The following is an 11,863-nucleotide window of genomic DNA, read 5'->3' on the forward strand; positions in this document are numbered from 1 at the left end:
GTGGGGTTCAGAAACCGGGTTTCTTACCCAAATCTTCGGTAGGATGCCAAAATTATCGCAGAAACCCGGTTTCTTGGATGGCAGGGCCTCAGAAACCGGGTTTCTTCACCCAATCGGGCGTGAAGATGCCAAAATTATCGCAGAAACCCGGTTTCTTGGACAACGAGGATGCGACTTCTAACTTCCCGATAAAATCTCTTCGAGTGCTAATTTCAGCGTCGGATATTGATATTGAAAACCGCTAGCTAAAGTTTGTTTCGGCAACACTTTCTGCCCTTCCAGAACAACTTTTGCCCCGTCTCCCAACAGCATTTCTAAAGCAAAACCTGGCACCGGCAACCAAGAAGGCCGCTTTAAAACTTCCCCTAAAGTTTGACACAATTCATTCATCCGCACCGGATTCGGTGCTGTCGCATTCAAAACGCCTTCAACTTGCGGATTTTGCAAAGCGTACAAAATTAAATCAACCACATCCTCGCGGTGAACCCAAGAAAACCACTGTTTCCCAGTGCCGAGGGGGCCGCCAGCAAATAGTTTAAAAGGTGGCAGCATTTTTGCCAACGCGCCTCCCATTCCCAAAACTATCCCCAGCCGCAAAATTGCTAGCCCCGTTCCCGCATTTTTTGCAGGTTGGGCTGCTGCTTCCCAGTCTTTGCAAACTGCTGCTAAAAAATCGTTTCCAGCAGGGCTAGTTTCGTCAAACTCAGCGGTTTCGCTGGTTCCGTAATAGCCGATCGCCGATGCGCTAACAAACACAGATGGTCTAGGATTAGCATTGACGATCGCCTCGACCAATTTTGCCGTCGTCAGTCTGCGACTGTCCAGAATTGCTTGCTGGCGCGCCTCCGTCCACCTTTCCTCTGCAATCGGAACCCCTGCTAAATTGACAACAGCGTCGCAGCCAGCGATCGACTTTTGCCAATCACCAGACTCCGCTGGAGTGTAGGCGACAACTTCCAAATTCGGATAAGCTGAAGCGGGAAAAACTCGGCCAGCCTTTGCCGCATCCCTGCTCAAAACCACCACTTGATGTCCCGCAGCTTGCAGCTTCTCCACCAGCCGGCTACCTACAAATCCCGTTGCTCCCGCGATCGCTACTTTCATCTTTTACCAATAATGCACAGTTCTAGCAGTTTAGACGATCGTCCAAACTTGTTTTGAATTATACAAAACTAGAGCGCCGGCCCGATCGCCTCCCCACAAGCTTTCTGTATTTTGATTAAACTGATATGGGACGCGAGGAACACAAACCATGCCTGCAAAAAAATCAAAGCTTCTAATTGCTGCCTCCACCGTCGCAGCAGGTAGCGCTGCGGTCTACTTTTACTTCCAGGGTTTGAGCCAACAAGTATCCAACCCTCAAGACAGCGCCAAAGTTGTGCCCGACGAAGCAATGATGGCCGCGTTTATCTCCCCCAATCCGCAAGCGTTGTCCAAGTTGCAGCGATTTGGCACGCCAGGAGCTCAAAAGTTGATCGGTCAGGGTTTGAAGGGCTTTCAAGAACAAAGCTTGGCAGGCACTCAAATCGACTTTGACAGGGACTTAAAGCCTTGGTTAGGGGGGGTGATGGTCGCTTTGCTGCCCCCTGATACTGTGACGAATACAGAGCCTCCAAAACTGCTCGTAGTAGTCAGCGTGAAAAATAAAATTAGCGCTTGGAATTTTGCGAATAAATTAAAATCTCAGCCCGGTGCAACTACTCAAGAAACCGAGTATAAAGGAGTGAAAATTTCTGAGATTGCAGAGCCTACTGGCAAGCGCTACAGTGTGGCTTTGCTGAACGACCAATTAGTGATGGCTCCTTTGAAAAAGCCTGTGGAATTGGCGATCGATACTTTTAAAGGAGAACCCTCCCTCGCTACGCAGCAGAGTACAACTAAGTTTTTTGCAGAGAGTGCTGGTGTCAAGAATCCGATCGCAACTGTTTATATTGCTGACTATCCTGCTGCAATTGAGCAATTGAAAACTAATTTGCCCGCCGATATCCAGTTGCCTTGGACAGTGTTTTCACAGTTCAAACAAGTCAAGTCTTTGGTTGCGGGAATTGGAGCAGATAGTGAGGGATTGAGGGTAAAAACTATTGTTCAGTTAGACCCTAAATTCGTGCAGCCAAATCCCCAATTTGCATCGAAATTGTTGCCCAGATTTCCGGATGAAACTATTGCTTTAGTCGGCGGCAAGGGAATCGATAAAATTTGGTCGCAAGCAACCGCTGAGGCAAAAGATAGCCCGGAAGTTGACAGGGGAGTTCAGCAGGTGAGGGATAGTTTTAAGCGCTTGGATTTGGATGCGGATCGAGAGGTTTTTGGTTGGATGAACGGGGAATTTGCGATCGGGGCGATCGGTTCCAATCAAGGCATTTTGTCTCAGTTGGGGATGGGGGCGGCGATGATTTTTGAAACCAGCGATCGCCCTGCAGCCGAAGCAACTCTGAAAAAACTCGATGCGATCGCCAAAAGCAATCCTACAGTCAGTGTCGCCCCCAGACAAGTTCAAGGCAAAGAAGTTACGGAGTGGCAAATACCCCAGCAAGGCACTTTATTCGGACACGGTTGGCTGAATGAAAATTCTGTGTTTGTAGCTTTCGGCGGCCCTTTAGTTGATGTGATTACTTCGACGCCACCCCAGCCGTTAAGCAGCAGTCCGAGTTTTCAGGCGATCGCTACTTCTTTACCGCGGGCCAACCAAGGTTACTTTTACATAGATATGGAAAAAACCATGTCTTGGGCTAACCAATATTTGCTCGCAGTACAGCCAAATTTAGTTTCGCCGCCCGCTGCTGAATTGCTGAATTCTCTCCGAGGAGTTAGCGTAGCCACAGCTTCTACGCAACCGACAACTGCTGAGTTGGAGATGCTTTTTGCCTTGAAATCTAACAATTAGGGAATTTGTAATCGGTAATTTGTACTCGGTAATTCTTCCTTCTATCCTTCTATCCCTTAAATCCCGATTCACTGCACGTTGCCGGAGTTTTTCCTGACAAAAAAAAGATGCTGCCCTCAATGGAGGGCAGCTACTCAAATAAAGCATCTTAAAGTCTCTCAAAACTTCAGAATTAACCTTCAGACATTCCTGATTTATTCGGCAATTGCAAATCATCCGGGTCTACGTAGTGACAAACTGCTTTGTCCATGCAAATCAAGGCCCAGCCGGATTTATCGATGCTCATCAACTTGTAAGAAGCTGGCTGAATAAAGAAACCTTTGTGGTTGCGGGTTGCTGGTTTGATGTTAACGTGGCTGTCATTGCTCATGTTTTTACAACTCCTAGTATTATCGTAGTAAAATCTGAAAACCGCTGAGCGGGTTTGTCAATCGTCTAAGTCTTCAAATACTAGCACTGACTTTCTGAGTTTTCCATAAAGTTATTTATTGATTTATTACGATGTCGTAATAAACCGCAAAGCCACTTTCGTCGATCCCCGCCCACACATCGACTTGTTTGCGCGGCTACGGCTCCAGAAGCCACTGTTTAACGCGGGCGAGACTCTTCCAGTCGGGTTTTCTTCTTAATCCTTCTTCAAAATTTTTTTTAACTTCGTCGAGCAACTCTTCGGAAGCCATCAGTAATTGCTGAGCCACTTCAACATGGGGGCGTACTCCTTTCTCTTTGAGATCGAGGATGGCTACTGCTAAGTTGATGCGAGCTTGGGGGTCATGAGGGTTCAATTTAACGGCTGTTTTCGCTGCTTTTTGAGCCGATGCGGGTTTATTTTCTAACAGGTAGAGCCACGCGAGGCTAGCCCAGGCATTGCCATTTTTGGGAGCTTTCTCGCACACTTCTTTAAACACGGGGATCAGATTAGCCGGGGCTTCGCCAGCTTGGTAGCGATCGAAACCGTCTTTAAACAATTCTTCAGGGGTCATTCGATTTTAGATTTTAGATTTGGGATGTTGCATGGAAAAGGGCATGGGGCAGTTAACAACTTTCTGCCCCATGCCCTCTTTTCCGATTTATGTAGAAAAAGAACTGCCACAACCGCAAGTTTGAGTTGCGTTGGGGTTAGTAAACTGAAAGCCGCCCCCAATCATAGCATCGCTGAAGTCGAGAACCAAACCGTAGAGATAAAGAATGCTTTTGCGATCGCAAACTACCTGAAAACCGTCGTAGTCGAATACTTCATCGTCGGATTTCACAGTGCTTGGGTCTGCGAAATCCATCACGTAGGACATTCCAGAGCATCCGCCCTGGCGCACCCCTACCCGCAAGCAAAGGTCTTTACCTTGTTTTTCTCTCAGGGCTAAAACTTGACGGACAGCAGAGTCCGTCATTTGAATGCCGCGCTTTTCAGAAATGGCTTGAGTCATAATTTGCCGAACTCCTGAGACTGTCTAATGCTAAGAGTTTAATCTTATTGCTCCATTGTACAGGCATTCGCCAGAAGGCATTCGGTTAAATGCTGAAGGCAGAATTTTTAGCTTCTAATTTTTAATTCCCGTGGGGCCTCGTTCCCAAGCTTGATGCCCTCTCCCCCTATAGGGTTTATGATTGATAAGCAGCGGTTGACCGGCTACCGGCACCGCAACAATGCTTCACTCAACGGGCTTACTCTATGGCAGCGCTGAATCGCTCTACTCTTCGTCGGCTACAAAACTTACCTCAAATTCCCAGCGTGTGGGAGGGCGATCGCCGACCCTTATCTAATGCTGACTCGCACATGATGCTAGATGACGATGACGTTCTAGAAGCTGGTGGCGAGTGCATTCTCTGGGTCGATGGCTCCGAAGGAGTCGTGAGGGCTATGGACATGGTAGGCCCAGATGCTGGCCCAGAGGCGATCGTCCGGGCCCTGCTACGGGCAATGGAACATCCCCAAAGTCCGGCTCCTGCAGTCCGCCCCCAAAAAATAGTAGTCAAAAACCGAGAAATTCAATTTTATCTGCGGGGCGTACTTCAAGATTTAGGCATTTCCATTGATTACGTGCCGGAATTGCCCTTAATTGACGAAATATTTCGCGGCATGGAAGAGGTCGCGATCAACAGACCTCCTGAGTTGCCCCCTCAGTATGCTGAAGTTTTAATGGAAAAAGCTGCTCAAATTTGGCAAGATGCTCCGTGGCGGACTTTGAGCGAACATCAAATTATATCTATTGAAATCAATCAGTGGGATGTCGCCAGCCTCTACGTGTCCGTATTGGGGCAAGGCAGAATGGATTACGGAGTTTTACTGTACCGTTCTCTAGAATCCTTGAAGCGGTTTCGAGAACGAGTCGTCAACGATGAATCTTTTGAAGATTTAGAACAGGCTTTTTTAGGACAAGACTGTTTGTTTGTTACCTTTGAAAGTGCAGCAGATATTGATGAGGACGACGACGAGGACGAAATTGATTTAGCTGATTTGCCTCCATCGGAAATTGAACCAAATTTCGGCAACCTACATCCTTTAGAAGGATTGCGATCGATTCTTTACGAAGAAGAAGCCCTCACGATGTTAGTTGCTCTCGAAGCATTTCATCGCTTTTTCCGCAACGGTCGCCGGAAATTGGGATCAGACACTTTTCCCAGTCTTAGCAGCCGCTACCGCATCCCAGTTCCGCAGCCTGACGGAGAAATTCAACAGGTATCCGTTAAAGTTTCAACGATGCCGGATGTGTCAGACGAATTATTACAGATGCTCGGTGATGACGATGATGACGAGGATGAGGATGATGATGACTTTGACAAGCCACTGCTGCGGGACGATTTGGTGCCGCAAAATTCATTTTTGAGTCTCGGCGCCGTACCTTGGGAAACGGTAGAGTTCCTGCGGCAAAGTGTCCAGTTTCACCAAGGTGCAGAAATTGATATTAATACAGCCGGAGATGGTTTGCCGGTGGTGATGATCCAAACTTCTCATCCGAAGGCAAAAACTATGATTCAGGATTTGAAAGAAGCTGGAGGCGTGAAGGGGATTGGTTTTAATCCGGGCGAAAATCCTTTTCAGGATGAGCAATATGACTTGGGTATTTTGCAAACTAAAAATGGGGAGCTGTATTTGTTTGGGGAGTTTAATGAAGACGATCCGGTGCATCAGGAAGCTCGCAAGAAGTGGGATCGCCGCTGTAAATTAACCAACGGTTGGTGCGGTTTGATTATTGCTAAAGGGTTGATGGGTGCTTCTCGCGGTCAGCCTCAGTTTAAGGATATGATCGCTTTGCTTGAGGTGCGCTGGGTGTCTGCTAAAGACTTGGGAATTGGGCCACTTCAGTTGATGCCGATGTTTTGAAGTTAGTTGACTGTTGACTGTTGACTGTTGACTGTTGACTGTGGGCTGTTGGCTGTTGACTGTTGGCTGTTGACTGTGGTGAGAAGGAAGAGGTAAAAGTAATTTGTAAGGTGCGCCCCAGCGCACCATAGTTTTTAAATTATTAAGGAAAATGATTATGTCAAATTATACTCAAAAGCGAGAAGTGTTAGTCGCCCTTGATGCTGAATTCTCGGAGAAAATAGACCAAGTTACTGATAATTGGACGGAGGCGATCGAACAAGCTCTCCGTCTCTGGTACGCTAAGCAAATAGAAGATAAGTTGCGGAAGTTTTATCAAAACCGCAGCCAAGAAGATATTGAGGAGGAAAAAGAGTGGTTTAATTTTGTAGAAGAACAGATAGAAGAAACATGGAGCAGCGATGGAGTATAACTCAACAGGAAAAACTTATCCCCGCCAAGGTGAGATTTATCTTTCAAGGGCTTTACGTCCGTTAGGAGATACCAAAAAAAGACCTGTTGTTGTGGTTTCTCCCGATATCCGCAACGAGTTTACTGATTCTGTAATTGTTGTTCCTTTCACAAGTAACCTTGCAGGAGTATAAAATCCTACTCGTTTCTTGATTCCTGCGGGTGAGGGAGGATTGCAAGCTGATTCTCTAGCTGTATGTGAAAACGTTTCTGCTTTGCGACAGACATTTCTAGAACAAGGCCCTTACGGTCAAATTAGTGCTGTGTCTTTGGCAAGAATACAGAGCGCTATACAAGTGTCGATCGGCATTTATGAACTTTGAATGTTTCGGAAATTCTAAAATTTGTTACAATTTGTAAAAATACTGTAAAGGATAGGTAAAATGCGGGTTGCGATCGCAGGTGCGGGACTGGCTGGAATGACCACAGCAGTCGATTTAGTGGAGGCCGGCCACGAAGTAGAAATTTTTGAATCCCGCCCCTTTGTCGGCGGCAAAGTTGGCAGTTGGGTAGATCCCGACGGCAATCACGTTGAAATGGGTTTGCACGTCTTCTTCGGCTGTTATTATAACTTATTTGCCCTGATGAAAAAAGTGGGGGCTTTTGACGATTTGCTCCTCAAAGAACACGTCCACACTTTTATCAATCGAGGCGGCGAAACTGGTTCTTTGGATTTTCGCTTTCCGGTGGGTGCTCCTTTGCACGGGTTGAAGGCATTTTTTACTACATCCCAGCTATCCGTACAAGACAAAATCCAAAATGCGATCGCCCTGGGAACTAGCCCGATCGTCCGAGGTTTGATAGACTTTGACGGGGCAATGAAAACTATCCGCGATTTGGATAAAGTTAGCTTCGCTGACTGGTTCCGCAGTCAAGGGGGCAACCAAAACTCGCTCAAAAGAATGTGGAATCCGATCGCCTACGCACTGGGTTTTATCGACACTGAAAATATTTCTGCCCGGTGTATGTTGACAATCTTTCAATTCTTTGCATCAAAAACCGAAGCCTCTGTCATGCGGATGCTAGCCGGTTCTCCCAACGAATATTTGCACAAACCAATTGTGGAATATTTGGAAAGTAAAGGAACGAAAATCCACACGCGGCGCCGAGTTCGAGAAATTCTGTTTCAAGAAGGTGCAGAAACTCATGTAACTGGTTTGGCAATAGCTAGCGGCGAAACGGAAGAAACTATTACCGCCGATGCTTATGTTTTTGCATTAGATGTGCCTGGAATTCAGAAAATATTGCCTCCAGCTTGGCGCAAATGGTCAGAATTTGACAACATTTATAAATTAGATGCTGTGCCGGTTGCTACAGTACAATTGCGGTTCGACGGTTGGGTAACGGAACTGGAAGACGAAGCCAAGCGCAAACAGTTGAGCCATGCTGTAGGAATCGATAATTTGCTGTATTCAGCAGATGCAGACTTTTCCTGTTTTGCAGACCTAGCGCTGGCAAGTCCCAAGGATTATTATAAAGAAGGACAAGGTTCGCTGCTGCAGTTGGTGCTGACACCGGGAGATCCGTTTATTAAACAAAGCAATGAGGCGATCGCCCAACACGTACTTAAGCAAGTTCAGGATTTATTCCCGTCAGCCCGGGAATTAAACATGACTTGGTACAGTGTAGTTAAGCTCGCTCAATCTTTGTATCGCGAAGCACCGGGAATGGATGTTTTCCGCCCTGCTCAAAAAACTCCGATCGCCAATTTCTTTCTAGCAGGAAGTTACACTCAGCAAGACTACATTGATAGCATGGAAGGAGCGACACTTTCAGGCCATCAAGCGGCTAAGGCAATTCTTGAAGCTCTTACAGTCATTAGTCATTAGTCGTATCTCATTTTTTATTGTTCCCAGGCTATGCCTGGGAACAATAAAAAAACAATTTTTCAATCTAAAATCTAAAATCTAAAATCCCATGACTGATTGGTTAGAACACAGCGTCCAAGTAGAAGTGGCAATTCCCATCGAATTAGCGTGGCAACTCTGGTCAGATTTAGAGCAAATGCCGCGTTGGATGAAGTGGATAGAATCTGTTCATGTTCTCGAAGAAGATCCAGAATTGTCTCGCTGGAAACTCGCAACTGGTGGGTTAGAATTTAGCTGGCTTTCTCGGATTCTCAAATTAGTGCCGCATCAGATAATTCAGTGGGAATCGGTAGACGGCTTACCAAATCGAGGTGCAGTAAGATTTTACGATCGCAAAGACAGCAGTATCGTCAAGCTGACAGTGGCTTACGGAATTCCAGGCTGGCTGGGAAAATTGATGGATAACCTATTTCTCGGCCGCGTCGTTGAATCCACAATTCAGGCTGACTTGGAAAGGTTTAAAGAGTATGCTCTGAAAGTGAAAGCGACATCTTAAATTCTGAGGACTAAAGTCCTGTGGTTTTTAATTGTAACGCTAGAGTCGATCGGCCTTTGGCGTCAGTATCATAGAGATGTGCTGCTGATTCCTTCTCGGTTCAGTTATGAGTTACTGCCTAAACCCCGCTTGTCAAAACCCGCAAAATGCCGATCGTACCCAATTCTGCCTGAATTGCGGCTCCAAACTGTTGCTGAGAGAACGTTACCGCGCCATCAAACCCCTCGGGCGCGGCGGTTTCGGTCGGACTTTTTTAGCAATAGACCAAGACAAACCCTCAAAACCCCGCTGTGCAATTAAACAGTTTTTCCCGCTATCTCAAGGTACCAGCAGCAGCGAAAAAGCAGCAGAATTATTCAACCGAGAAGCAGTGCGGCTGGACGAATTGGGGAAACACCCGCAAATTCCCGAACTGCTGGCGCACTTTCAGCAGGAACGCTATCAGTATTTGGTACAGGAATTTATAGAAGGTCAAAATTTACAGGAAGAGTTGGCGCGGACTGGGCCTTTCAGCGAAAGTAAAATTCTCAGTCTGCTGAAGGATTTATTGCCAGTATTGCAGTTCGTGCACGATCGCAGTGTAATTCACCGAGATATTAAACCCCCCAATATTATCCGCCGCCGCATTTCTCAAACTCCCATTATTTATACTTACCCCACCTTAACCGGGGAATTAGTTTTAGTTGATTTTGGCGCTGCAAAAGTTGTGGAGGGTTTGAGAGAAACCGGTACAGTCATCGGTTCTCCCGAATTCGTAGCGCCGGAACAAATTAGAGGTCAAGCGGTTTATGCCAGTGATTTGTACAGTTTGGGAGTAACTTGCATTTATTTGCTAACTCAAATATCTCCTTTTGATTTGTTTGATATCAATCAAGATGTTTGGGTTTGGCGAGACTTTTTGAAGGTTCCAATCGATCCGAAATTAAGTCGCATCCTCGACAAAATGATCGAATCGAGTCTCAGTCGGCGCTACAAATCTGTAGCTGAGGTATTGAAAGATTTGCAGGCGCAGCAGTCGGCGGCACAGGTTCCCACTCCGGCGGCCCCTGCTATTTCCGTGCAGCAAAGAACGCCGGCCGTGCAGAATGCAGTGCCGCCAACGCTTGCAGGCACAATCATACCTGTGCCGCCGATGCAGCGGGTTGTTCCCGCACGCGCGCCTACTTGGAGGTGTGTTCATACTCTGGTAGGGCATTCTAATGCTGTCACGTCGGTAGCTTTCAGTCCTGATGGCGCGACTTTAGCTAGCGGCAGTGAGGACAAGACGATTGAGATGTGGAAGTTGGATGCGGGTAAGCGGTGGTACACTCTCACGGGTCATTCGGACTGGGTGACTTGTGTGGCGTTTAGTCCTGATAGCGCGACTTTGGCTAGTGGCGGCCGGGACAAAATGATTCATATTTGGGATTTGAATAAGGGTAAGTGGTGGTACGCTTTGGCTGGTCATTCTGACAGGGTTTCTGCTGTGGCTTTTAGTCGGAATGGTCAGGTTTTGGCTAGCGGCAGTCGGGACAAAACTGTGCAGTTGTGGAATTTGAATAAGGGAAAGGGGATGTCGGCTTTGACTGGTCACGCTGGCGGGGTGGAGGCGGTGGCTTTTAGTCCTGGCGGGGAGTTTTTGGCTAGCGGCAGTCGGGACAAGACTGTGCAGTTGTGGGATTGGCAAAATGGTCGATCGATTTGTACTTTAGCAGAGCACGGGGATTGGGTGCGGGCGATCGTTTTTGCGACCCCCCCCTTGGTAAGGGGGGGAGTAGGAGAAGGATTAATTTTGGCGACGGGGAGTCGGGACGGTACGGCGAAGTTGTGGCGGGTGGATGCACAGGGGCGAGGGACGCTGTTGCGGAGTATGAGGGACAATTCTGGGGATGTTTTGTGTCTGGCGTTGAGTCCCGATGGTCGGGTTTTGGCGACGGGGAGTCGGGATGGCACGATTTATTTGTGGGATGCGGGTACGGGGGGTTTGCTGGAAATTCTGACGGGCCACGGGGGGGAGGTTTTGTCGGTGGCGTTTAGTGATGATGGGGGGAGTTTGGCTAGCGGTGCGGGCGATCGAACTGTGAAGATTTGGCGGGCGATTGGGCATTAGGGGCGATGTCAAGAGGGCCCGCTTAAAAAATCTCATGTTTATGCTTGACAGGCGATCGAATGTTCTGCTACATTAGGAATTCGTGAGGACGCATAGCTCAGTTGGTTAGAGCACTACGTTGACATCGTAGGGGTCACTGGTTCGAGTCCAGTTGTGTCCATACCTAAAACCCGCCCACAAAGCTGGTTTTGTTGTTTCTACATGTTGTCGAGTGTCAAATTATTTGTCACTGATAACAGATTGATGTCAAGTTAACAAATTACCTGTCCGCGTTGACATATTATCCTCTTTGAGAAATTAATATTATTAATGTTTTGAGGACAGGTAGTCCTATTTAGTAAAGGATAGAGAAAAAGCAGACATATTCAACAACTAGAAGGCTCAGAACGAATCAGTGCATTGTAGTGATGGATGAAATTCCAGATTGCGCCCATGTGATTGTCTAACTTCTTAGAGAACGATAATGTCCTTCTTACTAGCCGTGACACTCGTTGCCGCTTTCGTGTTATTGAATCGTTCTATGTAACTGGTCAATCCACTGTCCTTGCCTACGGCTTTTCGGACGTTTGCGATCGCAGTGCTGTTTCATAGGCCTGCCAGTAATCGGTATAGATGGCTCTCCTGAACTTATGGTTATAAGTTTATCTAATCAGAAAAGCAAGCTAATACGCGATTCCCTGTCGGGGCGACTTGTCGCCTATAACGCTGATAGAATAAGCCTCATAGCTCTTATGCCTTGTTGATAATTAGGTAG

General features: G+C 47.1%; 13 protein-coding genes, 1 tRNA gene and 1 pseudogene. 10 read left to right on the forward strand and 5 right to left on the reverse strand.

The genetic code is table 11. The features are described 5' to 3' along the window. The coding region (locus QUA57_RS15790; protein WP_333251194.1) for a hypothetical protein at nucleotides 1–181 on the forward strand (181 nt) is incomplete at its 5' end. Here the strand turns inward: QUA57_RS15790 and thyD are convergent. Then, a complete protein-coding gene (thyD, locus tag QUA57_RS15795; RefSeq protein ID WP_333061910.1) occupies nucleotides 178–1,104 on the reverse strand; it encodes a thylakoid membrane protein ThyD in 927 nt (308 codons plus the stop codon). The two genes, QUA57_RS15790 and thyD, sit on opposite strands and share 4 nt — an antisense overlap. A gap of 148 nt (nucleotides 1,105–1,252) precedes the next feature. Here thyD and QUA57_RS15800 point away from each other — a divergent pair, with 148 nt between their 5' ends. Beyond that, a complete protein-coding gene (locus QUA57_RS15800; protein ID WP_333061911.1) occupies nucleotides 1,253–2,884 on the forward strand; it encodes a DUF3352 domain-containing protein in 1,632 nt (543 codons plus the stop codon). Nucleotides 2,885–3,056: 172 nt separating this feature from the next. On the opposite strand, the gene QUA57_RS15805 is transcribed toward QUA57_RS15800, so the two are convergent. The 3 genes from QUA57_RS15805 to QUA57_RS15815 form a co-directional block, all read right to left on the reverse strand. Next, the gene (locus QUA57_RS15805; protein ID WP_172187588.1) at nucleotides 3,057–3,254 is read right to left on the reverse strand and encodes a hypothetical protein; all 198 of its coding nucleotides are present in this window, start codon (nucleotides 3,252–3,254) and stop codon (nucleotides 3,057–3,059) included. Nucleotides 3,255–3,450: 196 nt separating this feature from the next. After that, complete coding sequence (locus QUA57_RS15810) at nucleotides 3,451–3,867, reverse strand: tetratricopeptide repeat protein (protein WP_333061913.1); 417 nt, start codon at nucleotides 3,865–3,867, stop codon at nucleotides 3,451–3,453. Between the two features lie 87 nt (nucleotides 3,868–3,954). After that, on the reverse strand, nucleotides 3,955–4,308 hold the full coding sequence (locus QUA57_RS15815) for a HesB/IscA family protein (RefSeq protein WP_006632680.1): 354 nt from the start codon (nucleotides 4,306–4,308) through the stop codon (nucleotides 3,955–3,957). 245 nt (nucleotides 4,309–4,553) lie between these two features. Here QUA57_RS15815 and QUA57_RS15820 point away from each other — a divergent pair, with 245 nt between their 5' ends. The 8 genes from QUA57_RS15820 (at nucleotide 4,554) to QUA57_RS15855 (ending at nucleotide 11,269) form a co-directional block, all read left to right on the forward strand. Further along, complete coding sequence (locus QUA57_RS15820) at nucleotides 4,554–6,206, forward strand: DUF6930 domain-containing protein (protein ID WP_333061915.1); 1,653 nt, start codon at nucleotides 4,554–4,556, stop codon at nucleotides 6,204–6,206. A gap of 157 nt (nucleotides 6,207–6,363) precedes the next feature. Then, nucleotides 6,364–6,618 (forward strand): hypothetical protein, encoded by a 255-nt coding sequence (locus tag QUA57_RS15825; protein WP_333061917.1) that lies wholly within the window; start codon nucleotides 6,364–6,366, stop codon nucleotides 6,616–6,618. Then, nucleotides 6,608–6,790: a type II toxin-antitoxin system PemK/MazF family toxin gene (locus tag QUA57_RS15830; protein ID WP_333061919.1), complete on the forward strand. Its 183-nt coding sequence runs from the start codon at nucleotides 6,608–6,610 to the stop codon at nucleotides 6,788–6,790. Before QUA57_RS15825 ends, QUA57_RS15830 begins: the two co-directional genes overlap by 11 nt. A gap of 15 nt (nucleotides 6,791–6,805) precedes the next feature. Continuing rightward, the gene (locus QUA57_RS15835) at nucleotides 6,806–6,979 is read left to right on the forward strand and encodes a hypothetical protein (protein ID WP_333061921.1); all 174 of its coding nucleotides are present in this window, start codon (nucleotides 6,806–6,808) and stop codon (nucleotides 6,977–6,979) included. A 60-nt stretch (nucleotides 6,980–7,039) separates the two neighbouring features. Continuing rightward, on the forward strand, nucleotides 7,040–8,485 hold the full coding sequence (zds, locus tag QUA57_RS15840; protein ID WP_333061923.1) for a 9,9'-di-cis-zeta-carotene desaturase: 1,446 nt from the start codon (nucleotides 7,040–7,042) through the stop codon (nucleotides 8,483–8,485). A gap of 88 nt (nucleotides 8,486–8,573) precedes the next feature. Continuing rightward, on the forward strand, nucleotides 8,574–9,020 hold the full coding sequence (locus QUA57_RS15845; RefSeq protein ID WP_333041342.1) for an SRPBCC family protein: 447 nt from the start codon (nucleotides 8,574–8,576) through the stop codon (nucleotides 9,018–9,020). Between the two features lie 106 nt (nucleotides 9,021–9,126). Beyond that, entirely contained in the window at nucleotides 9,127–11,109 is a 1,983-nt protein-coding gene (locus QUA57_RS15850; RefSeq protein WP_333061925.1) for a serine/threonine-protein kinase, read from the forward strand. 86 nt (nucleotides 11,110–11,195) lie between these two features. Next, nucleotides 11,196–11,269 (forward strand) — tRNA-Val (locus QUA57_RS15855). A 205-nt stretch (nucleotides 11,270–11,474) separates the two neighbouring features. Here the strand turns inward: QUA57_RS15855 and QUA57_RS15860 are convergent. Continuing rightward, nucleotides 11,475–11,720, reverse strand: a pseudogene (locus QUA57_RS15860) (IS1 family transposase); the annotation flags it as partial. Between the last annotated feature and the right edge of the window lie 143 nt (nucleotides 11,721–11,863).

This window comes from Microcoleus sp. Pol7_B2 (genome assembly GCF_036701035.1).
Taxonomy (GTDB): domain Bacteria; phylum Cyanobacteriota; class Cyanobacteriia; order Cyanobacteriales; family Microcoleaceae; genus Microcoleus.